Below are 26,495 nucleotides of genomic sequence, written 5' to 3' on the forward strand. Positions count from 1 at the left end.
TGGATAACCTGTAGGAGCTGCCGCAGGCTGCGATCTTTTGATCTTGCTTCTGCGGCTTATCCACAACCCCGTTCATTCAAGGGCGCATAAAGATGTCCGAACAGCGCAAGTCCTTCCGCATCAAGATCACCCACGACAGCTTCGGCGAATGCCTCGGGCAGACGCGCAATCTGTCGGCCACCGGGGTGTATGTCCAGCATCCAGGCCTGGCTTCACTGCCCAAAGGCGCGGTGGTTTATGGCCAGGTGCAGGGTTTACCCACCGGCGCGCCACGGGTGCGAATGGAAGTGGTGACGGTGGATGCCGAGGGCATCGGCCTGCGTTATCTCTAGCTTAATGCGCCTGACGGTCGAGCTTCTTCAGAAACACCGTCATTTCCTTTTCAGCCTGCTTGTCGCCATGCGCGCGGGCGGCTTCCAGACCTTGTTCCCACGCCTGCCGTGCGGCGACGTGATCGCCGAGGGCGAGTTGCGCTTTGCCCAATAGCTTCCACGCCGCCGAGTACTTCGGATCGAAGTCGACGCAGCGCTGTAAATGCTCGGCTGCCTTGGCGTTCTCCCCCAAATCCAGATAACCCTTGCCCAGGCCGAAGCGCAGCAGGGAGTTATCCACACCCTTGGCAAGCATTTTTTCCAGGGATTCGAGCATGGGCCTACTCCTTTTCAAGATCAAAAGATCGCAGCCTTCGGCAGCTCCTACAGCGATCGGTGTAGGAGCTGCCGAAGGCTGCGATCTTTGCTTTTGGTTGATCAGAAGAAGCTCAGACCCACATGAAACAGCTTCTCCACATCGCGGATATGCTTTTTATCCACAAGGAACAGAATCACATGGTCGCCGGTTTCGATCACCGTATCGTCGTGGGCGATGATCACTTCTTCGTTGCGGATGATCGCGCCAATCGTGCTGCCAGGTGGCAGGCCGATTTTCTCGATCGGTCGGCCGATGACCCTGCTCGACTTCGCATCGCCGTGGGCAATCGCCTCGATGGCTTCCGCCGCACCCCGGCGCAATGAGTGCACGCTGACGATATCGCCACGCCGTACGTGAGCCAGCAAGGTGCCGATGGTCGCCAGTTGCGGGCTGATGGCGATGTCGATATCGCCGCCCTGGATCAGGTCGACGTACGCCGGGTTGTTGATGATCGTCATCACTTTCTTCGCGCCCAGCCGTTTGGCCAGCAGCGACGACATGATATTGGCTTCGTCATCGTTGGTCAGCGCGAGGAAGATGTCGGCGTCGGCGATGTTCTCTTCCAGCAGCAGATCACGGTCCGACGCACTGCCCTGCAGCACCACGGTGCTGTCGAGGGTGTCGGAGAGATAGCGGCAGCGCGCCGGGTTCATCTCGATGATCTTCACCTGGTAGCGACTTTCGATGGCCTCGGCCAGACGCTCGCCGATCTGCCCGCCACCGGCAATCACGATGCGCTTGTAGGTTTCGTCGAGACGGCGCATTTCGCTCATCACCGCGCGAATGTTCTCACGGGCGGCGATGAAGAAGACTTCGTCATCGGCCTCGATCACTGTGTCGCCTTGCGGCAGGATCGGCCGGTCGCGGCGGAAAATCGCCGCGACACGCGTCTCGACATTCGGCATGTGCTCGCGCAACTGGCGCAGTTGCTGACCCACCAGCGGCCCGCCGTAATAGGCGCGCACCGCCACCAGTTGCGCCTGGCCTTCGGCGAAGTCGATCACTTGCAGCGCGCCCGGATGCTGGATCAGACGCTTGATGTAGTTGGTCACCACCTGCTCGGGGCTGATCAGCACGTCGACCGGAATCGCTTCATTCTGGAACAGCTGTTCTTCGCGATTGAGGTAGGACGCTTCGCGCACCCGGGCGATTTTGGTCGGGGTGTGGAACAGTGTGTGCGCGACCTGGCAGGCGACCATGTTGGTCTCGTCGCTGTTGGTCACCGCCACCAGCATATCGGCATCGTCGGCGCCGGCCTGACGCAGCACCGACGGCAGCGAACCGCGGCCCTGAATGGTGCGGATGTCGAGACGGTCGCCGAGGTCGCGCAGGCGTTCGCCGTCGGTGTCGACCACGGTGATGTCGTTGGCTTCGCTCGCCAGGTGTTCAGCCAGCGAACCGCCGACCTGCCCCGCACCGAGGATGATGATTTTCATCCAGTCACTCCGTTGAATCCGTTTAGCCGCGCGCGGCAGCGATCTTGATCAGCTTGGCGTAGTAGAACCCGTCATGCCCGCCCTGCTGGGCCAGCAATTGGCGACCATGGGGCTGTTTGATCCCGGCCGTGGTTGCCAGATCCAGTTCGCGGGCACCAGGCGTGCGCTCAAGGAACGCGGCGATGACTTCGGTGTTCTCGGTCGGCAAGGTAGAGCAAGTGGCGTAGAGCAGGATGCCGCCGACTTCGAGGGTTTTCCACAGGGCGTCGAGCAGCTCGCCTTGCAGTTGCGCGAGGGCAACGATGTCGTCCGGCAGACGGGTCAGCTTGATGTCCGGATGGCGGCGGATCACGCCGGTGGCCGAGCATGGCGCGTCGAGCAGGATGCGCTGGAACGGTTTGCCGTCCCACCACGCGGCGGTATCGCGACCGTCGGCAGCGATCAGTTCGGCGCTCAGGCCCAGTCGCTCAAGGTTTTCCTTTACGCGCACCAGACGTTTGGCTTCCAGATCCACCGCCACCACGCCGGCCAGCGCCGGTTCGGCTTCAAGGATGTGGCAGGTCTTGCCACCGGGGGCGCAGCAGGCGTCGAGCACTCGCTGACCCGGGGCCAGATCGAGCAGATCGGCGGCCAGTTGCGCGGCTTCGTCCTGCACACTGATCCAGCCTTCGGCAAAACCCGGCAGGCTGCGCACGTCGGCGGCGGCTTCAAGGACGATGCCGTCGCGGCTATAGACGCAGGGCGTGGCAACGATGCCGGCGTCGCTGAGCAAGCCGAGGTAGGCGTCGCGGCTGTGATGCCGGCGGTTGACGCGCAGGATCATCGGCGGGTGCGCGTTGTTCGCGGCGCAGATCGCTTCCCATTGCTCCGGCCAGAAGGCTTTCAGGGATTTTTGCAGCCAGCGCGGGTGGGCGGTGCGCACCACCGGATCGCGCTCCAGCTCGGCAAAAATCGTTTCGCTTTCGCGCTGGGCATTGCGCAGCACGGCGTTGAGCAGACCCTTGGCCCACGGCTTTTTCAGCTTGTCGGCGCAACCGACGGTTTCGCCGATGGCCGCGTGCGGCGGCACGCGGGTGTAGAGCAGTTGATAGAGACCGACCAGCAGCAGCGCCTCGACATCGGCGTCGGCAGCCTTGAACGGCTTCTGCAGAAGTTTTTCCGCCAGCGCCGACAGCCGTGGCTGCCAGCGCGCGGTGCCGAACGCCAGATCCTGGGTGAAACCGCGATCACGGTCCTCGACCTTGTCCAGTTGCGTCGGCAGGGAGCTGTTCAGCGAAGCCTTGCCGCTGAGCACGGCGGCGAGTGCCTTGGCGGCGGCCAGACGCGGGTTCATTGCGCGTCCACCACGGCGCCGAGCACGGTGCCGACGGCGAATTTCTCGCGGCGGCTGTTGAACAGGTCGCTGAAGTTCAGCGCCTTGCCGCCGGGCAGTTGCAGGCGGGTCAGGCACAGTGCCTGCTCACCGCAGGCGACGATCAGGCCGTCCTTGCTGGCGCTGAGGATTTCACCCGGTGCGCCTTTGCCGTCAGCCAGCGTCGCGGCCAATACCTTCAGCGCTTCACCGTTGAGGGTGCTGTGGGTAATCGGCCAGGGATTGAAGGCGCGCACCAGACGCTCCAGCTCAACCGCCGGACGGCTCCAGTCGAGGCGCGCTTCGTCCTTGTTCAGTTTGTGGGCGTAGGTGGCGAGTTCGTCGTTCTGCACTTCGCCTTCGAGGGTTCCAGCGGCCAGGCCGGCAATTGCCTGAACCACGGCGGGCGGACCCATTTCGGCGAGGCGGTCGTGCAGCGTGCCGCCGGTGTCGTTGGCGCTGATCGGGGTCACGACCTTGAGCAGCATCGGCCCGGTGTCGAGGCCGGCTTCCATGCGCATCACAGTCACGCCGCTTTCGGCATCACCGTGTTCCACGGCGCGCTGGATCGGCGCCGCACCGCGCCAGCGCGGCAGCAGCGAGGCGTGGCTGTTGATGCAGCCCAGACGCGGAATATCCAGCACCGCTTGCGGCAGGATCAGGCCGTAGGCGACCACCACCAGCAAGTCCGGTTTCAGCGCGGCGAGTTCAGCCTGAGCATCGGCGTTGCGCAGGGTCGGCGGCTGCAACACCTGGATATTATTTTCCAGGGCCAACTGTTTGACCGGGCTCGGCATCAGTTTTTGCCCGCGACCGGCCGGACGATCCGGTTGGGTGTAGACCGCAACGATCTCGTAAGGGCTGTTCAGCAGGGCCTTGAGGTGCTCGGCGGCGAATTCCGGAGTGCCGGCAAAAACGATGCGCAGTGGCTCAGTCATGAAGGGAATCTCATAAAAAGAAAAAGGCTTGCCGCAGCAAGCCTTTGAAGGAGGGCATCAAGCGTTCTGGCGATGCAGCTTTTCCAGTTTCTTCTTGATCCGGTCGCGTTTGAGCGTGGACAGGTAATCGACGAACAGCTTGCCGTTGAGGTGGTCGCATTCGTGCTGGATGCACACCGCGAGCAGGCCTTCGGCGATCAGTTCGTAAGGCTGGCCGTCGCGGTCCAGCGCCTTGATCTTGACCTTCTGCGGGCGGTCGACGTTTTCGTAGAAACCCGGCACCGAGAGGCAGCCTTCCTGGTACTGATCCATCTCGTCGGTCAGCGATTCGAACTCGGGGTTGATGAACACCCGGGGTTCGGTGCGGTCTTCGGAAAGGTCCATCACGACGATACGTTTGTGCACGTTGACCTGGGTCGCGGCGAGGCCGATGCCCGGCGCTTCATACATTGTTTCAAACATGTCATCGACCAACTGACGCACTTCGTCGTCCACTACAGCCACAGGCTTGGCGATAGTACGCAGACGCGGGTCCGGGAATTCGAGGATGTTTAAAATGGCCATAGGCTGATTGCTGCACGTATTGAGTAAAGTCGGGTCGATGGCCTGGCAGGTCCGAAGATGCAGGCTACCGTTGTGAAGCGTAGCTAATGCAATTTGCAGTAGCGAGCCACGGGGGCTCTGACGGTTCACGCGAACGCACATGATAAAGGGATTCGCTGCATGAGGAAAACACTACTCGCCCTGCTGCTTCTGGCTTCGGCCGCGGCTGCGCAAGGGCAAGTGCAACTCAGGGATGGTTTTCCACAGCAATACACGGTGGTTTCGGGAGACACCCTCTGGGACATTTCCGGCAAATACCTGCGCGAGCCCTGGCAATGGCCACAGCTGTGGCGGGCCAATCCGCAAATTGAAAACCCCAACCTGATCTACCCGGGCGACACGCTGACGCTCCGTTACGTCAACGGCCAGCCGCAACTGACCCTCAATCGCGGCGAGTCACGGGGCACCATCAAGCTGTCGCCACGCATCCGCACCAGCCCGGTGGCCGAGGCGATTCCGAGCATTCCGCTGAAATCGATCAACAGTTTCCTGCTGAGCAACCGCATCGTCGACAAGGTCGAGGACTTCGACAAGGCGCCGTACATAGTCGCCGGCGACGCGGAGCGCGTGCTCAGCGGCACGGGCGACCGAATCTTCGCCCGTGGCCACTTCGACCCGAATCAACCGGTGTACGGCATCTTCCGCCAGGGCAAGGTCTACACCGACCCGCAGACCAAGGAGTTTCTCGGGATCAACGCCGACGATATCGGTGGCGGTGAAATCGTCGCCACCGAAGGCGACGTCGCCACCCTCGCCCTGCAACGCACCACCCAGGAAGTACGTCTGGGCGATCGTCTGTTCAGCGGCGAAGAGCGCTCGATCAATTCGACTTTCATGCCCAGCGCCCCGAGCACCAACATCAACGGCCTGATCATCGACGTGCCGCGCGGCGTCACGCAGATCGGCGTGATGGACGTGGTCACCCTGAACAAGGGCAAGCGCGACGGTCTGGCCGAAGGCAATGTGCTGGTGGTGATGAAAACCGGGGAAACCGTGCGCGACCGGGTCACCGGCCAGCCGCTGAAAATTCCCGATGAACGGGCCGGTCTGCTGATGGTGTTCCGCACCTACGACAAGCTCAGTTACGGCCTCGTACTCAACGCATCGCGCTCGCTGGCGGTGCTCGACAAGGTGCGAAATCCTTAGCAGGCTTAACAAGTTACCAACAGAGTTATCCACAGCTTGTTCCGAATGGTTCGGGACTTATAACGATCAAGGATGATCCACGATGCTGTCTGCCTGTACGCCGGTTTCTCCTGCGGAACTGGAAGCGCGTTTGCGCCTGCACCGCTTGCCGGAAATCGGCCCGAAACGTTTTGCCAAACTGCTTGAAGCCTTCGGCTCGGCGTCAAAAGCCCTGAGCGCGCCGGCCAGTGCCTGGCGTGCGCTGGGGTTGCCGGCGGCGTCGGCCGAGGCCCGGCGCAGCCCTGAAGTGCGCGACGGCGCCAGCCATGCATTGCGCTGGCTAGAGCGGCCCGGCCAGCATCTATTGATGTTGGACCAGGCGGATTATCCGGCGCTGCTGGCGCAGATCCCTGACCCGCCACCGCTGTTGTTCGTCGCCGGTGATCCGCTGATTCTGGAAAAACCGCAACTGGCGATGGTCGGCAGTCGCAGCGCGTCGCGCCCGGGAATGGATACCGCCGTCGCGTTTTCCCGCAGCCTCGCCGGGGCCGGTTTCGTCATCACCAGTGGGCTGGCGCTGGGTATCGATGCGGCTGCCCATCAAGCGGCGCTGGACGTTGGCGGGCAAACCGTCGGCGTACTCGGCACCGGCCTGGAAAAGTTTTATCCACAGCGCAATCGTCGACTGGCCGACGCGATGATTGCCTCGGGCAGTGCGGTGCTTTCGGAGTTTCCACTGGACGCCGGCCCGACGGCGAGCAACTTCCCCAGGCGCAACCGGATCATCAGCGGTTTGTCCCTCGGCGTGCTGGTGGTCGAGGCGAGTGTCGCCAGCGGTTCACTGATCACCGCCCGGCTGGCGGCGGAACAGGGCCGCGAGGTGTATGCGATTCCCGGCTCGATCCATCACCCCGGTGCGCGCGGCTGCCATCAGCTGATCCGCGACGGTGCGGTGCTGGTGGAAACCATCGAACACATTCTCGAAGCCCTGCGCGGCTGGCAGCATTTGCCGTTATCCACAGACCCGCCGGATTCCGCGCATCCCCTGCTTGATCTGCTGCACGCCGCGCCGCACACCAGCGAAGCCTTGGTCGAAAGCAGCGGCTGGGCGTTGCCCAAAGTCCTCGCGGCGCTCACCGAGCTGGAAATGGACGGCCGCGCAGTGTGTGAAAACGGTCGCTGGCTGGCGAGGACACGCTAGGTTTTACAGGGAAGATCGGTAAACTGCGCAAAACCTGTTTTCGGAGAGTTTTTTCATGGTCAACAGTTGGCGTGTGCAACAAGCCGCACGAGAGATTCGCGCCGGGGCGGTGATTGCCTATCCAACCGAAGCCGTCTGGGGGCTGGGTTGCGACCCGTGGAACGAAGAGGCAGTGGATCGTCTGTTGGCGATCAAGAACCGTTCGGTGGACAAGGGCCTGATCCTGGTCGCCGACAACATCCGCCAGTTCGACTTCCTGTTCGAAGACTTCCCGCAAGAGTGGATCGACCGCATGGCCAGCACCTGGCCGGGGCCGAACACCTGGCTGGTGCCGCATCAGAACCTGTTGCCCGAATGGGTGACGGGCGTGCATGACACGGTGGCGCTGCGGGTCAGCGATCACCCGCAGGTGCGGGATCTGTGCTCGATGGTCGGGCCGCTGATTTCCACCTCGGCCAACCCGCAGGGGCGGCCGGCGGCGCGCACGCGGTTGCGCGTCGAGCAGTATTTCCGTGGGCAGCTCGACCTGATCCTCGGCGGGCAACTGGGTGGGCGCAAGAACCCCAGCGTGATCCGCGATCTGGCAACCGGCAAGGTCATTCGCCCCGACTGATCCTGCGTCGAAAACCTTTACCGTGAGTCTTCCTCGCCTTGATGGTGAGGAGGACTACGCGCGCCTGCGATTTATCCTGCAATGACGCCAGTTTCTCTGTCGGAAAAGTCGCCAAGTCCCCGGATTCATTGGCTTTTCCCACTTGATTATCAGATTTTCTGGCGTGGCGGAATCGGCAAAAGCAACCATCCTTTCCCTGCACTCGAAACACTTCGATAAGTTAAGGTCTGCGGAGAAAGAATGGACACTACCAATTTGCAACTCACGGATTACCTGCAGGCGCTTCAGGTGACGTTGAAGAGTCACCATGAGGGTTGTCGCATCGTGATGCTGGAAGCAGGGGCGGATACTCAGGAGTTCGACCGGTTTATCGATCGGCAATTTCGGCTTCGGCTGCAGCATTACATGCTGACTTCACGGGCGCGGATGCTCGAAACCAGACTGGCGATAAAGTCGCGCAGTACCCATTTTCTGCTGTATCGGCACGATCAACTGTTGGCGGTATTGAGGGCGACTCCGGCACCGTTCGAATGGGTATCGCTGGCGCAGCAACATGTTTCACCCACGGTGGCGCTGTCGCGCCATGTCGAATTCAGCCGATTGATGTCGTACACACCCAATCAGTTGCCCATCGCGGTCAACGGTCTGCTGGCGGCCGCTACCGAGTGGGCCATTAAACGCGGCTACAAGGGGGTGACCGCGTTGTGCAGATCGCAACAGCTGCGCTTCTACCAGCGCTTCGGCCTGATGCCGATCGCTTCCAATGCCCTGCATATCGACCAGCGCGCACGCGGCGATTACTGGGTGTTGTCAGCCGAGTGGCGGCAAATTTTCGCGGCGGTCCAGCAGCCTGATCCGGCGGTTGGCCACGTGGTGCAAAAAACGTTGGAGTGTCATCTGCCGAGGTGCTGAACGCGTTAGAACCGACTTGCCAGCCGTGGGTTTGCAACCCTGACTGGCAAGACGTCGAAGGTTTGTCAGGGCAGCAGGATGGTCGAGCCGGTGGTACGCCGTGCCGACAATTCGGTCTGCGCCTTCGCCGCATCAGCCAGTGGATAGCGCTGGCTGATGTCCACCTTGAGCTTGCCGCTGATGATCATCTCGAACAGCTCGTCGGCCATGCGCTGCAGGTTCTCGGCGTTGTTGGCGTAGGTCGCCAGGGTCGGGCGGGTCACGTACAGCGAGCCCTTGGCCGAAAGAATCCCCAGATTTACCCCGTCCACCGCACCGGAGGCGTTGCCGAAACTCACCACCAGCCCACGCGGCGAAACGCTGTCGAGCGAGGTCAGCCAGGTGTCTTTGCCGACGCCGTCGTACACCACCGGGACTTTCTTGCCATCGGTCAGCTCCAGCACCCGCTGTGCCACGTTTTCGTGGCTGTAATCGATGGTTGCCCAGGCGCCGTTGGCCTTGGCCAGTTCGGCTTTCTCCTTCGAGCTGACCGTGCCGATCAGCTTGACGCCCAGTGCCTTGGCCCATTGGCAGGCCAGCGAACCGACACCCCCGGCAGCGGCGTGGAACAGAATGGTTTCGCCACCCTTGAGTTCATAGGTCTGACGCAGCAGGTACTGCACTGTTAGACCCTTGAGCATGACCCCGGCAGCGGTCTCGAAGCTGATTTCGTCCGGCAGCTTCACCAGATTGGCTTCGGGCAGGGTGTGCAACTGGCTGTAGGCACCCAGCGGGCCGCTGCCATATGCCACGCGATCACCGACCTTGAACCGGGTGACGTCGCTGCCCACCGCATCGACGATGCCGGCGCCTTCTGCGCCGAGCCCGGACGGCAAGGCTGGCGGGGCATACAGACCGCTGCGGAAATAGGTGTCGATGAAGTTCAGGCCGATCGCCTTGTTCGTCACCCGCACCTGATTCGGGCCGGGCGCGGCGGGTTCGTAGTCAACAAACTCGAGCACTTCGGGACCGCCGTGGGCGCGGAACTGGATACGCTTTGCCATCTGCCTGCTCTCCTTGGGTCGTTTGTAAGCCCCCTATCCAACTCCCCTGCTTGATCTTCGTCAACTGCGGCGCGCAGGTTTGCGGTGTTATGCTACGCGCCCATTTGCGCCGCCCCCTGCCTGCGGGGCGCCCGCGTAGTTATGCCCGATTCAAGGTGAAGCCATGACGACCCGCACCGACGCCGTAAAGGCCTATCTGCTCGACCTGCAAGACCGCATCTGCGCCGCGCTGGAAACCGAGGACGGCGGCACGCGCTTCGTCGAAGACGCCTGGACCCGGCCTGCCGGTGGTGGCGGTCGTACCCGCGTGATCGAAAACGGTACGGTGATCGAAAAGGGCGGCGTCAATTTCTCCCACGTGTTCGGCAGTGGTCTGCCGCCGTCGGCCAGCGCCCATCGTCCGGAATTGGCCGGTCGCGGTTTCGAAGCCCTCGGCGTGTCGCTGGTGATTCACCCGCACAACCCACATGTGCCGACGTCCCACGCCAACGTGCGCTTTTTCATCGCCGAGAAGGAAGGTGAAGAGCCGGTCTGGTGGTTCGGCGGCGGCTTCGACCTGACCCCGTATTACGGCAACGAAGAAGACTGCATCCACTGGCACCGCGTCGCCGAACAGGCCTGCGCGCCGTTCGGGCCGGACGTCTATCCGCGTTACAAGGCCTGGTGCGACACCTATTTTCACATCAAGCATCGCAACGAACCGCGTGGCATCGGTGGTCTGTTTTTCGATGACCTGAACGAGTGGGACTTCGACACCAGTTTCGCCTTCATGCGCGCCATCGGTGATGCCTACATCGACGCTTACCTGCCGATCGTGCAGCGCCGCAAGCACGAGGCGTTCACCGCCAAACAGCGTGAATTTCAGGAATTTCGCCGTGGCCGCTACGTCGAGTTCAACCTGGTGTATGACCGCGGCACCCTGTTCGGCCTGCAATCGGGCGGGCGTACCGAGTCGATCCTCATGTCGTTGCCGCCGCAAGTGCGCTGGGCCTATGACTTCAAGGCCGAACCCGGCAGCGAAGAAGCACGCCTGACCGACTACTTCCTGCAAGACCGCGACTGGCTGGCCCAGGCCTGAGGACTGCTGATGGATCGTTACGTCGTTTTCGGTAACCCGATCGGCCACAGCAAGTCGCCGATGATTCACAAACTGTTCGCCGAACAGACCGGTCAGCGCCTCGACTACAGCACCCTGCTGGCGCCGCTTGACGACTTCAGCGCCTGCGCCATGGCGTTCTTCCAGGACGGTCGCGGCGCCAACGTCACGGTGCCGTTCAAGGAAGAAGCCTTTCGTCTGGCCAACAGCCTGACCGCTCGCGCGCAACGGGCTGGTGCGGTGAACACCCTGAGTAAACTGGCTGACGGTTCGCTGCTCGGCGACAACACCGACGGCGCCGGTCTGGTGCGCGACCTGACGGTGAATGCCGGTTTCAGCCTGACCGGCAAACGCATCCTGCTGCTCGGCGCTGGCGGTGCGGTGCGTGGCGCGCTGGAGCCGTTGCTGGCCGAGAAGCCGGCATCGGTGATCATCGCCAATCGTACGGTGGAAAAAGCCGAGCTGCTGGCCGAGCTGTTCTGTGATCTGGGGCCGGTGTCGGCCAGTGGTTTCGACTGGTTGCAGGAGCCGGTGGACGTGATCATCAACGCCACTTCCGCCAGCCTCACCGGCGACGTGCCGCCGATTGCGCCGAGCCTGATCGAGCCGGGCCAGACCCTGTGCTACGACATGATGTACGGCAAGGAGCCGACCGCGTTCTGCCGTTGGGCCAGCGAGCATGGCGCGGCAGTGTCGATGGATGGTTTGGGGATGTTGGCCGAGCAGGCAGCCGAGGCGTTTTTCCTGTGGCGCGGGGTGCGTCCGGATACGGCGCCGGTGCTGGCCGAACTGCGTCGCCAATTGGCGGGTTGAAGGTCAAAAGATCGCAGCCTGCGGCAGCTCCTACATGAGGATGGCGTTCATCCTGTAGGAGCTGCCGCAGGCTGCGATCTTTTCAATCCTCGAACCGGATCGGACACTTTTCGGGCCCTTCCAGCTTGCGCAACTCCTCGACCACCTGCGGCCGCGCCCGGCGCAGGGTCAGGCTGCGATCCTGACGCAGCAGGCGCCGCGCCTCCTGATGCAGCATCTCCACCCCCGAATAATCGATGAAGTTGATCTGCTGCGCCTCGATCACCACCCGCGTACCGTGCAGCCGTTGCAGGCGCACTTGCAGGTAATGGCTGGCGCCGAAGAAGATCGAGCCGCCGACCCGCAGCACGTCCTCCTCACCCTCGCGCGAATGCTGCACCCGCGGTTGCGAGGTGCGCTTGAGGTAGAAGAACAGCGACGCCAGGACCCCGGCATAGATTGCCGTCTGCAATTCCAGCAGCAACGTGGCGAGGCAGGTCAGCGCCATGACCACGAACTCGGCACGGCTGACCCGCAGCAACGAACGAATCCCGCGATGATCCACCAGGCCCCAGGCGATCAGTAGAATGCTCCCGGCCATCGCCGGAATCGGAATGTGTGAAATCAGCCCGGCGCCGAAAATCGCGAACAGCGCGACCCAGATCGCCGAAAACACCCCGGCCAGCGGCGAACAGGCCCCCGCCTCGTAACTCAGGCCTGAGCGGGTGAACGAACCGGCGGAAAGCGATCCGGAAAAGAACGCCCCGACAATATTCGACAAACCCTGCGCACGGACTTCCTGGTTGGCATCGAGCAACTGCTGCGAACGTGCAGCAATCGAACGGGCAATCGACAGGCTGGTGACCAGCCCGAGCATGCCCACCGCCACGGCGCTCGGCAGCAAACGCAGCACCAGATCGAGATCCAGCGGCAGCGCGCTGAACGGCGGCAAACGCCCGACAAAGGCGCTGACCAGATGCACGTGGCCGAACATCGACGGCCATAACCACACCACCGCACTGCCCAGCACCAGCGTTATCAACAGGGTCGGCCAGCGCGGCAGCAGTTGTCTGAGGACAAAACCGACCAGCACCGTGGCCACGCCCAATACCAGGGAAGGTTTATCCACGGCCCGCAGGTGTTGCAGCAGGTCCATCAGGCTGGCCAGTGCCGTGGCTTTTGCCGGCAGGTCCAGCCCCAGCAGATTCGGCAACTGGCCGATGGCGATCACCACCGCCGCGCCGAGGGTGAAGCCAAGCACCACCGAATGCGAGACGAAATTCACCAGTGCGCCGAAGCGCAGGAGGCCGAGCAGCCACTGGAAAATCCCCGCGAGAAAGCTCAGCAGCAGAATCAGCGTGATGTAGTCCTGCGACGCCGGCACGGCCAAGGGACTGACGCTGGCATACAGCACAATCGAAATCGCTGCAGTCGGGCCGCAGATCAGGTGCCACGACGAACCCCACAGGCAGGCGATCAGCACCGGGATGATCGCCGCATAGAGGCCGTATTCCGGCGGCAGGCCGGCGATCAGCGCGTAGGCGATCGACTGCGGCAACGCAAGAATGGCACCGCTCAGGCCAACGACCAGATCCCGGCCGACGCTGGCGCGGGTTTGCCGGGGCAGCCAGGTCAGGAAGGGAAAGAGTGAGTGGCGACTGGGCAGGGCCATGGGTCCTCGCGGTGTGTAGGTTTATGCAAGGTTATCAGGACGCGCCAATTACTGTGGTGAGGGAGCTTGCTCCCGCTCGGCTGCGAAGCAGTCGCAAACCAGACCGCTTGGTTCGTCTGCGAAAACTCGGTCAGTCCGATTGGGAGTGCTGCGCACTCCAGCGGGAGCAAGCTTCCTCGCCACAGGAAAGCGTTAGAGCTTGGCTTTGACCGCAGGCAACGCATCCTTGCCATCCAGCGTCTTCACGCCATCCAGCCACTTGTCCAGCACCGCCGGATTGGCCTTGATCCATGCCTTCACCGCATCGGCATTGCTGACTTTCTTGTTCACCACCTCAGCCATGATGCTGTTCTCCATGTCCTGGGTGAACGCCAGATTGGTCAGCAACTTGCCCACATTCGGGCACGCCTCGGCGTAGCCTTTGCGGGTCAGGGTATAGACGCTGCCGGTGTCGCCGAAGTATTTCTCGCCGCCCTTGAGGTAATGCATCTTCAGCTGCACGTTCATCGGGTGTGGGGTCCAGCCGAGAAAGGTGACGAATTTCTGTTTCTTCACTGCCCGCGAGACTTCGGCGAGCATCGCCTGTTCGCTGGATTCGATCAGCTTCCACTGGCCGAGGTCGAAGTCGTTCTTCTTGATGATTTCTTGCAGCGAAATGTTCGCGGGTGCGCCGGATCCGATGCCGTAGATCTTCTTCTCGAATTTGTCGGCGTATTTGTTCAGGTCGGCAAAGTCATGCACACCGGCGTCCCACACATAATCCGGGACGGCCAGTGTGAACTCGGTGCCGTCGAGGTTCTTCGCCAGTTGCGTGACGTCACCGGTGGCGACGAACTTGTCGTAGAAGCCCTGCTGCGCCGGCATCCAGTTGCCGAGGAACACATCCACCTGACCGTCCTTCAAACCGCCGAAGGTGATCGGCACCGCGAGGGTGTCGACCTTGGCCTTGTAGCCCATGCCATCCAGCAGAAACCCGGTGATGGCGTTGGTCGCGGCGATGTCGCTCCAGCCCGGGTCGGCCATTTTCACCGTTTCGCAGCTTTGCTCGGCGAATGCCGAGGCACTGCCCAGAGCCAGCAGGCCAATCGTCAGTGCTGTGGATAACTTGCGCATGGACTTCCCCTTACATTATCGGTTTTGGCAGGGTTGTGGATAACGGGCCTTGCGTTCCAGATCGTCGAGGTCGATGTGGTTGCGCATGTACTGCTGACTGGCGTCCACCAGCGGCTGGTGATCCCAGCTCTTCAGCTTGCCGATGGTCAGAGCATCGGCGACAAAACGGCGACGGCGCTGGCTGGCGAGGACTTGCCGGTGAATCGCCGGCATGTCCCACTTGGCCCGCGCTTCGGCGAGAAAGTCGTCGAACAGCTGGCGATGTTGCGATGACTGGCTGAGTTCTTCGAGCTCACGCGGGTCGTTATGCACATCGAAGAGTAGGCACGGGTCGCTTTCACTGTAGATAAATTTGTAGGCGCCGCGACGGATCATCATCAGTGGACTGATGGTGCCTTCGGCCATGTATTCGCCGAACACTTCGTCATGCCCGCCTTGCCCTTGCAGATGTGCCAGCAGCGAGCGGCCATCCAGCGGCAAGCCCGGTTCCAGCGTACCGCCGGCCAGTTCAACGAAGGTCGGCAACAGGTCGGCGGTGGACACTGCCGCGCTAACCCGGCCAGCGGCGAACTGCCCCGGCGCACTGATCAGCAGCGGCACCCGTGCAGCCATCTCGAACCAGTGCATTTTGTACCAGAGGCCTTTCTCGCCGAGCATGTCGCCGTGGTCGCCGGAGAACACGATGATGGTGTCATCGATCAGGCCGGTATCTTCGAGGGTTTGCAGAAGTTTGCCGACGTTGGCGTCGATATAACTGCAAGCGCCGAAGTACGCCCGCCGTGCATCGCGAATCTTATCCACAGGCAATGGCTTGTCCCACAGGTCGTAGACCTTGAGCAGGCGCTGCGAGTGCGGATCGAGGGAGTGCTGTTCCGGAGTTGTCGGCAACGGGATGTCACCGTCGTCGTACAAATCCCAGAACGCCTTGGGAATCGTGTACGGGTCGTGTGGGTGGGTCATCGACACGGTCAGGCAGAACGGCTGATCGCCGTCCTCACGAATGTGGTCAAACAGGTATTGCTGGGCCTTGAACACCACCTCTTCATCGAAGTCGAGCTGGTTGGTGCGCACGCACGGCCCGGCCTGCAGCACCGACGACATGTTGTGATACCAGCTCGGGCGCACGTCCGGCTCGTCCCAGTTCACCGCCCAGCCGTAGTCGGCCGGGTAGATGTCGCTGGTCAGGCGCTCTTCATAACCGTGCAACTGATCCGGGCCGCAGAAATGCATCTTGCCCGACAGCGCGGTGCGGTAACCGAGGCGACGCAGGTAGTGGGCGTAGGTCGGAATATCGGCAGGGAAATCGGCGGCGTTGTCGTAGGCGCCGATCTTGCTCGGTAACTGGCCGCTGACCAGAGTGAAACGCGACGGCGCGCACAGTGGACTGTTGCAGTAAGCGGCATCGAACACCACGCCCTGAGCGGCGAGGCGCGAAAGATTCGGCAGTTTGATTGGCGACGGGCCGTAGATTGGCAACATTGGCGCGGCCATTTGATCGGCCATGATGAAAAGAATGTTCTTGCGCTTCATGTGATCGCGGCATTCCATAGTGAATATTTATGCGACATTGCTGCGATCGAGCATGGAGTCCATGCCCAGTCCGGTAAAGCCCGCGCCGGACAATGACTAGGATAAGCACAGCTTATGTATGAAGCCCTCGGCAATCTGTCCCTCGACCTGTTGCGTGCCTTCGAAGCGGCGGCGCGCCATCACAGTTTTACTGCGGCGGCGGTTGAGCTGGGCACCACGCAGCCAGCGATCAGCCAGCAGATCAAGCGTCTGGAAGAACAGCTGGGAGTGCGACTGTTTGACCGGATCTATCGCGGTATTGAACTGACCGAGGGCGGCGCGATCCTGTTCGAGCAGGTTCAGCTCGGTTTGCAGAATATCGACGCAGGATTGAGTGCTATCAGTACGCAGCAACAACACGAGGTATTGCAGGTCGCCACCGATTTCGCCTTCGCCGCCTACTGGCTGATGCCGCGCCTGCACCGCTTCCACGAAGCCAATCCGAACGTCGATGTCAGCCTGGTCACCAGCGAGCGCAACCACAACATGCTGCGCACCGACATCGATGTCGCGATCTTGTTTGGCGACGGGCGTTTCAAGCAGGGCGAAAGCCATTGGCTGTTCAGCGAGGAAGTGTTTCCGGTGTGCAGTCCGCAATTGCTCAAGGAGCGTGCCCTGCCCTTGCCTGCCCAGGCGTTGCTGGAGTTGCCGCTGCTGCACTTGCGCGGGGAGAACAGCAGCAACTGGTTTGACTGGAGTGGGCTGTTTCGCGAATTAGGCATCATGACCCCGCCGGCGCCGGGGCAATTGCGTTTCGACAATTACACGCTGTTGATTCAAGCGGCGATTGGCGGTCAGGGTGTCGCGATCGGCTGGCGCCACCTTGTGGATAACTTGCTGAGCCAGGGCTTGCTCTGTCGGCCGATCGCCGAGACCACGTTGTCGCGCCTCGGTTATTACGTGGTGCTGCCGCAACGCAAACGTCGGGGCGCGTTGATTCAGCAGTTTGTCGACTGGTTGATGGCAGAACAGGCCAGCAGCGCCGAATCCCTGACGGGAATGGCGCTGCCTTCGATTGCGGTGTAAACAGCAAAAGATCGCAGCCTGCGGCAGCTCCTACAGGGGAATCGCATTTCAAATGTAGGAGCTGCCGAAGGCTGCGATCTTTTTACGTACCTGAGGTCGCGACAAAATTCACATGCTGCCCCACATGCAGATTCAACCGCAGCTCATCGGCAATCCCCACCGCGACCCGGTTCAGCCGTTCCAGCGGCTCCGCCAGCCCCGGCTCCAGATTGCCGCCCACCTGACTGAAATGCTCAATGGTCAGCCCCGCCACCCCGTGCGGCGCATTCACCAGCGTCCACTGCAATGGGCTGCTTTGCAGGGCTTCACGGATTTCTTCGGCGGCGTGGCGTTGCAGCCCGTCGTCCAGATCTGGCTCGTCAAGCACGGCAAAATTACCCACCAAAAACAGCCGTGGCACGTTGGCCATTTGCAGGCCGTCGACTAGCGCATCGACCGCTAAAACCTGTTCCACCGGCCCCAGCACTACGGATTTTTCTACATGGTCGCTGTTGAACGGCAGGCCCGGCGCGTCCAGCAGACAGATCACCGCCGAACTGCCCGCTACGCTTTGCTTGACCCGGTCGGCATCGAACAGATCGCCGCTTTTGGTGCGCAGTCCCGGACGCGGCGCGAGTACATTCAGATCGTCGAGAATCGCGATGACTTCGTGCTGACGGCGCAGCATTTCAGCCATCAACGCACCGCCCAGGCTGGCCATGGCACCATAGAGCACCACTTTCACCGTCGGGGTTTCGGCATTTTTCATGGCTGATTCCTTTTTGTTGTCCCTCGTATGGCGTGTGACACGCAGCCTGCGCCGAGGGTTCGAACCGATTCAGAGGCTTTCAGATGCACGCAATCAATGGCTATCACGCCCACGTCTATTTCGACGCTGACTCAATTGATCAGGCGCGCGCTTTGTGTGAACAGGCGGCGCAGTTGTTTCCTCTGAAGATGGGGCGCGTCCATGAGCGCCCGGTCGGCCCGCATCCGGACTGGAGCTGCCAGTTGGCTTTCGGCCCGGAGCTGATCGGTGAGGTGTTGCCGTGGCTGGCGCTCAATCGCAAGGGGCTGGTGGTGTTTTTGCACCCCGACACTGGCGATGATTTGCTCGATCACACCGAGCACGCGATTTGGATGGGCGCGATGCGGCCGCTGGATCTGTCTATTTTCTGATCAAAGAGTTTCTTCGGGCTCGCCCGGCAGATGCTCGTCCAGATGCAGCCAGGGCAATTGGCTGTCCGTCCAGATGTGCCGCTCGGCCGGCGCCCGCTCCGGGTGATCCAGCGTGGCGATGGTCACATCGATGCTCTCGGGACTGAGCAATGTCACCAGCGCCAGCTGCGCGCCACAACGCGGACAGAAATACCGCGCGCAACTGCCCGACGAGTCATAGCGCGAAGGCGTCCCCGCCAGCCAATGAAAGCTGGCTGCCGGAACCGTGATCCAGGTGGTGACAATCCCACCGCTGACTTTGCGGCAGATCGAGCAGTGGCAGTGGGCAATGTCGTGCAACGGCCCGCTGAACTGATAGCGGATGTGTCCGCAGTGGCAGCCACCGCTGTGCACTTCTTCCATGTCCCAGCCCTCCCGTCCCCGAAATGATTGACTCTAGCCGCATCCGACAGCCGGTTGGCCATTCGCCTGAAGCTTTCGTCAGCGAAAGGTAGCTGAAAGGTTGCCCGATTAGGATCGCCGCCACTACCGGCAACAGACCGGTTGGCCAACGCGTGTGATCGCTCGCATGTCAGGCCCAATTAACAACAACAATGGTGATTCTGATGTCCTCTGTAGCCCGCCTTCTCGCTGAAACTCCGCCCGTACGTCTCGTGCTTCCCGTTCTGCGCTGATCCCTTCCGATCCGCTCACTCAATTAGCCGCGCTACGCCTGGAGTAATCCCATGCTGACTTTCCTTGGCTTCGCCATGGTCATCACGTTCATGTTCCTGATCATGACCAAGCGCCTGTCTGCGCTGATCGCCCTGATCATCATCCCGATCCTGTTCGCCCTGTTCGGTGGTTTCGCGCCGAAGATCGGCCCGATGATGCTCGAAGGCATTACCAAGCTTGCGCCGACCGGCGTGATGCTGATGTTCGCCATCCTGTACTTCGCCCTGATGATCGACTCCGGCCTGTTCGACCCGGCCGTGCGCAAGATCCTCAAACTGGTCAAGGGCGACCCGTTGAAAGTTTCGGTCGGTACCGCCGTGCTGGCGCTCGTCGTTTCCCTTGATGGTGACGGCGCGACCACTTACATGATCTGCGTGGCCGCCATGCTCCCGCTGTACAGCCGCATCGGCATGAGCCCGCGGATCATGGCCGGTCTGATCATTCTCGCCGGCGGTGTGATGAACATGACCCCGTGGGGTGGCCCGACCGCCCGTGCCGCCAGTGCGCTGCATGTGGACCCGTCGGATATCTTCGTGCCGATGATCCCGGCGATGGCCGCCGGTGTGGTGGCGATCCTGATCATTGCCTACTTCTACGGCAAACGTGAGCGTGCGCGTCTGGGCGAGCTGCACCTGATCGGCGACGAGATTGATCACAGTGAAATCAGCGTCTCGCAGTTCCCCGATGCCCGCCGTCCGAAGCTGATCTGGTTCAACGGCCTGCTGACCCTGGCGCTGATGTGCACCCTGATCGCCGGCCTGCTGCCGCTGCCGGTGCTGTTCATGGTGGCGTTCAGTATCGCGATGATCGTCAACTACCCATGCCTGCAAATGCAGAAGGACCGCGTTGCGGCCCATGCCGGCAGCGTGCTGTCGGTGGTCAGTCTGATTTTCGCTGCGGGTATCTTCACCGGTATCCTGTCCGGAACCGGCATGGTCGACGCCATGTCGAAAAGTCTGCTGGCAGTGATTCCGGACTTCCTCGGCCCGTACCTGGCGGTGATCACGGCGCTGGTGAGCATGCCGTTCACGTTCTTCATGTCGAACGACGCGTTCTACTACGGCGTGTTGCCGGTGCTCTCCGAAGCGGCCAGCCATTACGGCATCACCGCGGTGGAAATGGCCCGTGCCTCGATCGTCGGTCAGCCCGTCCACTTGCTCAGTCCGCTGGTGCCGTCGACCTACCTGCTGGTGGCGCTGGCCGGTATCGAGTTCGGTGATCACCAGCGTTTCACTCTGAAGTGGGCAGTGCTGGTCTGCCTGTGCATACTGGTGGCCGCCTTGCTGCTGGGGACTTTCCCGCTGTTCAGCACGTTGTAACGGCATTCACTCACCATGACGCCAGCTGCTTGCTGGCGTTCTGGTTTAACACTCGCTCAAAGGAATACACATGGATTGGCTGACCAACCCCGAAATCTGGGTTGCCTTCTTTACCCTGACCGCCCTGGAAATCGTTCTGGGCATCGATAACATCATCATGATTTCGATCCTGGTCAGCCGCATGCCCAAGCACATGCAGCAGCGCACGCGGATTTTCGGCCTGGGCCTGGCGATGATCACGCGGATCCTGTTGCTGCTGTCGATCACCTGGGTCATGCGCCTCACCGCCGACCTGTTCGTGGTGTTCGGCCAGGGTATTTCCGGGCGCGACCTGATCCTGTTCTTCGGTGGCCTGTTCCTGCTGTGGAAGAGCTCGCAGGAGATGTACCACGCGCTGGAAGGCGAAGACGAAACAGGCGACGAGCCTTCGGGCAAGGGCGGCAACTTCCTCTACACCATCATCCAGATCGCGATCATCGACATCGTGTTCTCGCTGGACTCGGTAATCACCGCCGTCGGCATGGTCTCCCATGTGCCGGTGATGGTCGCGGCAATCGTCGTCGCCGTACTGGTGATGATGGCGGCCTCGGGCAAGATCAGCGAATTCATCGACAAGCACCCGTCGCTGAAGATGCTGGCGCTGTCGTTCCTGCTGGTGGTCGGTACCGTACTGATCGCCGAATCGTTCGACGTGCACGTACCGAAAGGCTACGTCTACTTCGCCATGGCGTTCTCGCTGGCGGTGGAAGCGATCAACATCAAACTGCGCGGCGCGATGGCCCGGAAGAAACAGCAGCAGGATCCGGTGAAACTGCGCAAGGATGTTCCGGGGCAATAACCCGGTAGTCCTGAATCACGCAACACCCCTGTGGGAGCGAGCCTGCTCGCGAAGACGGAGTGTCAGTCGACAACAATGTTGGCTGATCCACCGCTTTCGCGAGCAGGCTCGCTCCCACAGTTGTTTGTGCATTCAGGCAGGGGGACGAGGTTATGCAGCACCTGGTTCACCGCCAGTTCGCCGAGCATGATTACCTGCTGAATGCCGAGCAGAGAATTGCGCTGCGGCCCGTCGATGAACCCGGCCAGATCACTGGCCATGATGCTCGCCGACGCCAGGGATTCGCAGGCATGCACCAAAAGGGTTTCGTAATCGACGGCGGGGTCGATGAGGAAAATCGTGCTGGGTTTGCGCACCGGCTCACAGACTTTCTTGAGCGTGGGGTCGAGGTAGAAATCGATGGCCCGGTCGGCCGCCTCTTTCATTTTTTGTGTATCGGTAGCCGGATCGGTGTCCGGTGGGTTGGGTGTCACTTTGAACATATTGACCAGCTCCTCAAATGAAGCCGCCATCGTTCTCTACTAAAAGAATGGAGGCGGCTGTGCGCAGGTTAGTAGACCGGGGAGCTAGCTTTACCGGCGCACCCGAGGGTGCCCTGCGCACAACCACCATCGAGTGCAGGAAAGCGAAACCTGACTGAACAGTACTTGTGCACAACACTAGCAACCCGGGCTACTAATCCCGACCACTGATGAGCAGTGGCAAGCAAACGATATAGACCGGTCCCAAGGCGCACAAGCCGGCGGATTCTGGCGTAGCCGTAGGCAACGGCGCAAGGTTTTGTAGCCTCCCGGAAGTAACACGACGTGTGTTTAAACGTCATGCGTAATCCGCGTTTAACTTCTTCAGGATCTGACACAAAACCTGTGGGAGCGAGCCTGCTCGCGAAGGCGTCGTGTCAGGCTATAAAGATGTTGGCTGACCCACCGCATTCGCGAGCAGGCTCGCTCCCACAGTGGCACATCGCAATCCTTTGAGACGGGATTCAAAGGTTGACGCCCCAAGCTTCGCTCGTTAGCTTCCCCGCTCGCCTCAAACGACAAACAAGGAGTGTTCATGTCTGGAAAACCCGCCGCGCGCGTCACGGACCCGACCACTTGCCCGCTACCTGGCCATGGCACCAACCCGATTGCCAGTGGCTCCGGCGACGTTTTTTTCAACGGCCTTGCCGCCGCCCGCCTCGGTGACACCTGCACCTGCGGCCAAGCCCTCAATGGCGCCTTTTCCGCGACGGTATTTATCAACGGCAAAAACGCCATGACTCTCGACAGCACGGCCAGCCATGGCGGCGTTGTGATCGGTGGCTCCGGCGACGTCATCATCGGCAGCTCGCACACCCCCGCACCGTTCATTCCGCCGCTGCCGATCGTTGGCCAGCCGCTGATCGAATTCAAAGCAGTCAGCGCCGGCAACGGCGAACCCATCGCCGCACAAGGCTACGAAATCGAAACCGCCGAAGGCCGTATCGTCAAAGGCCAGACCAATGAAAAAGGCATGACCCAAAGCGTCGCCACCCTGCAGCCCGATCTCGCCATCGTGCGCTGGACAGTCTGAGACTCAAGGAAGAAGCAATGACCGGACAATGCATTGCTCCAGACGACCTGGACATGAAGAAGCTCTGGAACAGCACCTGTGAGCTGCCCGCCTGCAAACGCGAAACCAGCACCGCCGGCCCCAATCCGAAAACCCGCGTCGAAGTCCCGCTGCTGACCTGCAACTGCCTGTGGCACCGCTTCCAGAAAGAAGCCGAAGACTGGGTCGCCCCCGGCGGCGTCCTCATCGCCGACCCCCAGGCCCGCAACCGGAAAATCAACGCCGCCTACGCGCAGCTGTGGCTGGCGGATAACCGCTTTCAGTGGGCGGGGCTGGCGGCGTTTGCTTCGAAGCAGGTGGGGTGTGGCTTGATCCACGCCACCAAACTGCAAACTGCCATTGCTGCGCAGAAAGCAGCGCTGGAAAAGCTGCGCACCGCCCCATCGGAAACCTTGTTCGAAGGCTTCGGATTCAAATTCAGCAGAACCAATCCTGAGGTTGAGGAGGAACTTGAGAAAGCCCGAGCGGCAAACCCGATGCCGACCGAGGACATCACTATCGGCGACAACCCACGCTCAGTGGTTCAGCAGCAGCTGGATTATGTGTACGAGATGTTGGCGCTAGGTAATACATCGCTGTTTCTGGACGTTTATCCCTTGCACCGGTTTTTTATGGTGCGGGGGTATAAGGAAATGGAGAAGTGTCTGAAGAGCCGGCGCAGCCTTGAGAAGGAAGTGATGTGGCCGATCGCGAATAAGGTGCAGTTTGGGGTTGATGCGGGTGAGATTTACCGAACTTTTGAAGCCATTGACGCGGGTGAAATTACCGAAAGTGTTCAACAGATGGCGCGACACGAACAATTGAATATCTTGCAACCCGCAATGTACGAGGACACGCATTTTGCAACGTTGATGCGCGGTACCCATGCGGGCAATTACGTATCCGTGGTGACGGGGTTGTTCTCTGGCGCAGCAGAGGAAATTCAACTAACGCTGGCTAGCCAATGCAAGGCGCCTGATAACAGGCAGGTTTCATTTTCCAAAAATCCTATCGCTAATCTCGCGGACAGAGATCAGCGAATGGAGTTCGTATTACGTGCTGCTGACCAATTCGATGCTCTGCTCAAGAACCCAGCGACTAGGGCCCAACTGAAACAGTCGATTACGGACATTGCTAACGGGGGGGGGATAAAGTGACGATACTTTCTCGTCGATTAGCGTTTGCTGGAACAGGGATTGCGGTCGTTTTGGCGGTTGTTGTCGCCTACTCCATGTCTGGCGTCGACAGGATCTACGCCCATATTGGCAAGCCATATGCCGAAGTCGTCAAAGACTCCAGTTTTCCTGTTGAGCGCAAAACAGCCATGTACCCAGGTGACCCTCCCAAGGTCGACTCGACCTGGATAAGCAGCCCGGTCGTGATCACTTTTGATGACCCTGAACATGGCTTCACCTTGCCCAAAACCATCTACGGAGCGGTGGGCTATACCAAGGGAAAAGTGGATGGCATAACCACGTCCCCAATGGTTGAAACGCTTCCCTTCGATCAGACAGCGAAGCTATTGAATGAGCTGCAATCGATGTTCAGGGACGCCAACTGGACTCCTGAACCCGTTGAGGGAAATGATTGGCTCAAAGTGCAAAGCGATGATGAAAAGCGACAGCTTCAAGCGAAGCTTTTTGATCAGGCAGATGGGGTCATTCTTTTGGTTCCGCACAAATACAGCCTGTTGATGCACATCAAGTGCTATGCGCGTTGCGACGAGCGGAATCCAGAAACAGCCAAGTATCTGATTGACGTTGGGCTAAGTAGAGATCATTTCAGTGATTGACCCTGCAAAGCCGCAAACCCTGTGTGAGCTGGCAAGCATGCTCCCACAGGGTTTCGTGGCGGTTGTGCACGTCATGAATAAACCTGTTTTCATGACACTTTTGTTTCAATCCGCTCTTTAGCTGTGCAATGCTGGCGCCCAGTCCGTTAGCCAACTACAGCTTAAGTATCAAAAACGTAGAAACCGCGCGGTACCGTCAACTTGCCCCTTTGGGGCGCTGCTACTACAGGGGGTCTGCATGCTCACCCTGCTCAATCTGCTTTCTGCCGTGGCCCTGCTGATCTGGGGCACGCACATTGTCCGAACCGGCATCCTGCGGGTGTACGGCACCAATCTGCGCCATGTGATCGGCCAGAACATGTCCAAACGCTGGCTCGCGTTCGTCGCCGGCATCGTCGTGACCGCGATGGTGCAGAGCAGCAACGCCACGGCCATGCTCGTCACCTCCTTCGTCGGTCAGGGCCTGATGGCGCTGACCCCGGCGCTGGCGACCATGCTTGGCGCCGACGTCGGTACCGCGCTGATGGCGCGGGTGCTGACGTTCGACCTGTCGTGGCTGTCGCCACTGCTGATTTTCCTCGGGGTGATTTTCTTCCTGTCGCGCAAACAGACGCGGCTCGGGCAGATGGGCCGGGTCAGCATCGGTCTGGGGCTGATCATTCTCGCGCTGCAACTGATCGTCGAAGCCGCCGCGCCGATTACCCATGCACAAGGGGTGAAGGTGATCTTTGCTTCGCTGACCGGCGACATCCTTCTCGACGCCCTGGTTGGTGCGTTGTTCGCGATGATTTCCTATTCCAGCCTCGCCGCTGTGCTACTGACCGCGACGCTGGCCGGCGCCAGCGTGATCAGCCTGCCGGTAGCGATCGGTTTGGTGATCGGCGCCAACATCGGCAGCGGCGTGCTGGCGTTCATGAGCACCAGCATGCAGAACGCCGCCGGGCGGCAAGTGGCGCTGGGCAGCCTGCTGTACAAGTTGATCGGCCTGCTGCTGATCATCCCTGTGCTCGATCCGCTGGTGCACTGGATGGACGGCCTGGATTTCAGCCCGCAGGAAATGGTCATCGGCTTCCACTTGCTCTACAACACCGCGCGATGTCTGATCCTGCTGCCCAGTGTTTCGCCGATGGCACGGCTGTGTGCCTGGCTGCTGCCGGAGCGCCCGGAGGTCAACGGCACCGCCAAGCCGCGGCATCTCGATGCGACAGCGCTGGTCACCCCGAGCCTGGCGCTGGCCAACGCCGCCCGCGAGACCCTGCGCATGGGCGACCTGATCGACAACATGCTCGACGCGATGCTCGATGTACTGCGTGGCAAGCAGACCGCCATCACCCAGGAAATGCGCCGACTGACCGATGACGTCGAAGCGCTGTACAGCGCGATCAAGCTGTATCTGGCGCAAATGCCCCGCGAGGATCTTGGCGAACAGGACAGTCGGCGCTGGGCAGAGACCATCGAATTGGCGATAAACCTGAAACTGGCCAGCGACCTGATCGAACGCATGCTGCGCAAAGTGCAGCAGCAGAAGACTTCGCAGCGTCGGTCGTTTTCCGAAGAAGGCCTGGAGGATCTGGCGGGGCTGCATCAGCAACTGATCGCCAACCTGCGCCTCGGCCTGTCGGTGTTCCTCAGCGGTGACAAGGAAAGTGCCCGTCAGCTGTTGCGCGAGAAGCGTCGCTTTCGCGCACAGGAACGGCGTCTGGCCCATGCCCATGTCAGCCGTTTGCAACGTAAGATCGTGCAGAGTCTGGAAACCAGTTCGCTGCATCTGGAGCTGATTGCCGATATGAAACGCTTGAATTCGCTGTTTTGCAGCAGTGCTTACGTGGTGCTGGAAACGGCGGATACCGGGGCGCTGGAAGCGGATGATATTGCCGACATTACGCATTCGCCTTGAACGTCTGCGGCTGGGGTCAGTCAGT

At 61.0% G+C, this 26,495-nt stretch carries 26 protein-coding genes and 1 pseudogene; 15 read left to right on the forward strand and 12 right to left on the reverse strand.

All coding sequences use genetic code 11. The annotated features are described in order from the left end of the window. Window positions 1-92: 92 nt before the first annotated feature. Entirely contained in the window at window positions 93-332 is a 240-nt protein-coding gene (locus LOY52_RS00070) for a PilZ domain-containing protein (protein WP_041073615.1), read from the forward strand. A gap of 1 nt (window position 333) precedes the next feature. Here LOY52_RS00070 and LOY52_RS00075 read toward each other — a convergent pair whose 3' ends face one another. From LOY52_RS00075 to def, 5 genes are all read right to left on the reverse strand, one after another. After that, window positions 334-648, reverse strand: coding sequence for a tetratricopeptide repeat protein (locus tag LOY52_RS00075; RefSeq protein ID WP_258677528.1), 315 nt, complete (start codon window positions 646-648; stop codon window positions 334-336). A gap of 101 nt (window positions 649-749) precedes the next feature. After that, on the reverse strand, window positions 750-2,126 hold the full coding sequence (trkA, locus tag LOY52_RS00080; protein ID WP_258677529.1) for a Trk system potassium transporter TrkA: 1,377 nt from the start codon (window positions 2,124-2,126) through the stop codon (window positions 750-752). Between the two features lie 22 nt (window positions 2,127-2,148). Further along, window positions 2,149-3,459 (reverse strand): 16S rRNA (cytosine(967)-C(5))-methyltransferase RsmB, encoded by a 1,311-nt coding sequence (gene rsmB / locus LOY52_RS00085; protein ID WP_258677531.1) that lies wholly within the window; start codon window positions 3,457-3,459, stop codon window positions 2,149-2,151. After that, a complete protein-coding gene (fmt, locus tag LOY52_RS00090; protein ID WP_258677533.1) occupies window positions 3,456-4,415 on the reverse strand; it encodes a methionyl-tRNA formyltransferase in 960 nt (319 codons plus the stop codon). The genes rsmB and fmt overlap by 4 nt, the downstream gene beginning before the upstream one ends. Before the next feature lie 57 nt (window positions 4,416-4,472). Next, window positions 4,473-4,979, reverse strand: a complete 507-nt coding sequence (gene def / locus LOY52_RS00095; protein ID WP_027610272.1) for a peptide deformylase — start codon at window positions 4,977-4,979, stop codon at window positions 4,473-4,475. A 159-nt stretch (window positions 4,980-5,138) separates the two neighbouring features. Here def and LOY52_RS00100 point away from each other — a divergent pair, with 159 nt between their 5' ends. The 4 genes from LOY52_RS00100 to LOY52_RS00115 all read left to right on the forward strand — a co-directional run bounded on the left by LOY52_RS00100 (window position 5,139) and on the right by LOY52_RS00115 (window position 8,869). Further along, window positions 5,139-6,164, forward strand: coding sequence for a LysM peptidoglycan-binding domain-containing protein (locus LOY52_RS00100; RefSeq protein WP_139055031.1), 1,026 nt, complete (start codon window positions 5,139-5,141; stop codon window positions 6,162-6,164). Between the two features lie 82 nt (window positions 6,165-6,246). Next, window positions 6,247-7,344 carry a DNA-processing protein DprA gene (gene dprA / locus LOY52_RS00105; protein ID WP_258677536.1) on the forward strand — a complete coding sequence of 366 codons (1,098 nt, stop codon included), beginning with the start codon at window positions 6,247-6,249 and terminating at the stop codon, window positions 7,342-7,344. 55 nt (window positions 7,345-7,399) lie between these two features. Then, window positions 7,400-7,957 (forward strand): L-threonylcarbamoyladenylate synthase, encoded by a 558-nt coding sequence (locus tag LOY52_RS00110; protein ID WP_123470125.1) that lies wholly within the window; start codon window positions 7,400-7,402, stop codon window positions 7,955-7,957. A 240-nt stretch (window positions 7,958-8,197) separates the two neighbouring features. Next, complete coding sequence (locus LOY52_RS00115; RefSeq protein WP_258677540.1) at window positions 8,198-8,869, forward strand: hypothetical protein; 672 nt, start codon at window positions 8,198-8,200, stop codon at window positions 8,867-8,869. Window positions 8,870-8,934: 65 nt separating this feature from the next. Here LOY52_RS00115 and LOY52_RS00120 read toward each other — a convergent pair whose 3' ends face one another. After that, the gene (locus tag LOY52_RS00120; protein ID WP_258677542.1) at window positions 8,935-9,912 is read right to left on the reverse strand and encodes an NADPH:quinone reductase; all 978 of its coding nucleotides are present in this window, start codon (window positions 9,910-9,912) and stop codon (window positions 8,935-8,937) included. A gap of 163 nt (window positions 9,913-10,075) precedes the next feature. On the opposite strand from LOY52_RS00120, the gene hemF reads away from it, so the two are divergent. Both hemF and aroE read left to right on the forward strand, forming a co-directional pair. Beyond that, window positions 10,076-10,990: an oxygen-dependent coproporphyrinogen oxidase gene (gene hemF, locus LOY52_RS00125; RefSeq protein WP_258677545.1), complete on the forward strand. Its 915-nt coding sequence runs from the start codon at window positions 10,076-10,078 to the stop codon at window positions 10,988-10,990. 9 nt (window positions 10,991-10,999) lie between these two features. Then, on the forward strand, window positions 11,000-11,821 hold the full coding sequence (gene aroE / locus LOY52_RS00130) for a shikimate dehydrogenase (RefSeq protein ID WP_258677547.1): 822 nt from the start codon (window positions 11,000-11,002) through the stop codon (window positions 11,819-11,821). 82 nt (window positions 11,822-11,903) lie between these two features. Here aroE and LOY52_RS00135 read toward each other — a convergent pair whose 3' ends face one another. The 3 genes from LOY52_RS00135 to betC form a co-directional block, all read right to left on the reverse strand. Then, window positions 11,904-13,472 carry a SulP family inorganic anion transporter gene (locus LOY52_RS00135; protein WP_258677549.1) on the reverse strand — a complete coding sequence of 523 codons (1,569 nt, stop codon included), beginning with the start codon at window positions 13,470-13,472 and terminating at the stop codon, window positions 11,904-11,906. A gap of 192 nt (window positions 13,473-13,664) precedes the next feature. Next, complete coding sequence (choX, locus tag LOY52_RS00140) at window positions 13,665-14,585, reverse strand: choline ABC transporter substrate-binding protein (RefSeq protein ID WP_258677551.1); 921 nt, start codon at window positions 14,583-14,585, stop codon at window positions 13,665-13,667. 15 nt (window positions 14,586-14,600) lie between these two features. Continuing rightward, window positions 14,601-16,115 carry a choline-sulfatase gene (gene betC / locus LOY52_RS00145; RefSeq protein ID WP_258677552.1) on the reverse strand — a complete coding sequence of 505 codons (1,515 nt, stop codon included), beginning with the start codon at window positions 16,113-16,115 and terminating at the stop codon, window positions 14,601-14,603. A gap of 114 nt (window positions 16,116-16,229) precedes the next feature. On the opposite strand from betC, the gene LOY52_RS00150 reads away from it, so the two are divergent. Then, a complete protein-coding gene (locus LOY52_RS00150; RefSeq protein WP_258677554.1) occupies window positions 16,230-17,180 on the forward strand; it encodes a choline sulfate utilization transcriptional regulator in 951 nt (316 codons plus the stop codon). An 82-nt stretch (window positions 17,181-17,262) separates the two neighbouring features. Here LOY52_RS00150 and LOY52_RS00155 read toward each other — a convergent pair whose 3' ends face one another. Next, window positions 17,263-17,928, reverse strand: coding sequence for an NAD(P)-dependent oxidoreductase (locus LOY52_RS00155; RefSeq protein WP_258677556.1), 666 nt, complete (start codon window positions 17,926-17,928; stop codon window positions 17,263-17,265). A gap of 83 nt (window positions 17,929-18,011) precedes the next feature. Between LOY52_RS00155 and LOY52_RS00160 the strand changes: the two genes are divergently transcribed. After that, window positions 18,012-18,338: a DOPA 4,5-dioxygenase family protein gene (locus tag LOY52_RS00160; protein ID WP_098966448.1), complete on the forward strand. Its 327-nt coding sequence runs from the start codon at window positions 18,012-18,014 to the stop codon at window positions 18,336-18,338. On the opposite strand, the gene LOY52_RS00165 is transcribed toward LOY52_RS00160, so the two are convergent. Continuing rightward, complete coding sequence (locus LOY52_RS00165) at window positions 18,339-18,740, reverse strand: GFA family protein (protein ID WP_258677559.1); 402 nt, start codon at window positions 18,738-18,740, stop codon at window positions 18,339-18,341. 323 nt (window positions 18,741-19,063) lie between these two features. Between LOY52_RS00165 and LOY52_RS00170 the strand changes: the two genes are divergently transcribed. Together LOY52_RS00170 and LOY52_RS00175 are read left to right on the forward strand one after the other, a co-directional pair. Next, entirely contained in the window at window positions 19,064-20,371 is a 1,308-nt protein-coding gene (locus LOY52_RS00170; RefSeq protein ID WP_007954069.1) for a CitMHS family transporter, read from the forward strand. A 70-nt stretch (window positions 20,372-20,441) separates the two neighbouring features. Continuing rightward, window positions 20,442-21,209, forward strand: coding sequence for a TerC family protein (locus LOY52_RS00175; RefSeq protein ID WP_003220266.1), 768 nt, complete (start codon window positions 20,442-20,444; stop codon window positions 21,207-21,209). Window positions 21,210-21,349: 140 nt separating this feature from the next. Here LOY52_RS00175 and LOY52_RS00180 read toward each other — a convergent pair. Beyond that, a pseudogene (locus tag LOY52_RS00180) lies at window positions 21,350-21,691 on the reverse strand (DUF6124 family protein); the annotation flags it as partial. 574 nt (window positions 21,692-22,265) lie between these two features. On the opposite strand from LOY52_RS00180, the gene LOY52_RS00190 reads away from it, so the two are divergent. The 4 genes from LOY52_RS00190 to LOY52_RS00205 all read left to right on the forward strand — a co-directional run bounded on the left by LOY52_RS00190 (window position 22,266) and on the right by LOY52_RS00205 (window position 26,470). Next, complete coding sequence (locus LOY52_RS00190; protein WP_258677561.1) at window positions 22,266-22,763, forward strand: PAAR domain-containing protein; 498 nt, start codon at window positions 22,266-22,268, stop codon at window positions 22,761-22,763. A 17-nt stretch (window positions 22,764-22,780) separates the two neighbouring features. Beyond that, the gene (locus LOY52_RS00195; RefSeq protein ID WP_258677564.1) at window positions 22,781-23,938 is read left to right on the forward strand and encodes a DUF2515 family protein; all 1,158 of its coding nucleotides are present in this window, start codon (window positions 22,781-22,783) and stop codon (window positions 23,936-23,938) included. Then, window positions 23,935-24,573 carry a hypothetical protein gene (locus LOY52_RS00200; protein WP_258677566.1) on the forward strand — a complete coding sequence of 213 codons (639 nt, stop codon included), beginning with the start codon at window positions 23,935-23,937 and terminating at the stop codon, window positions 24,571-24,573. Before LOY52_RS00195 ends, LOY52_RS00200 begins: the two co-directional genes overlap by 4 nt. A gap of 238 nt (window positions 24,574-24,811) precedes the next feature. After that, window positions 24,812-26,470 carry a Na/Pi cotransporter family protein gene (locus LOY52_RS00205; protein ID WP_096797619.1) on the forward strand — a complete coding sequence of 553 codons (1,659 nt, stop codon included), beginning with the start codon at window positions 24,812-24,814 and terminating at the stop codon, window positions 26,468-26,470. Window positions 26,471-26,495: the final 25 nt, after the last annotated feature.

It is taken from the genome of Pseudomonas sp. B21-051, from assembly GCF_024748795.1.
Taxonomy (GTDB): Bacteria; Pseudomonadota; Gammaproteobacteria; order Pseudomonadales; family Pseudomonadaceae; genus Aquipseudomonas; species Aquipseudomonas putida_A.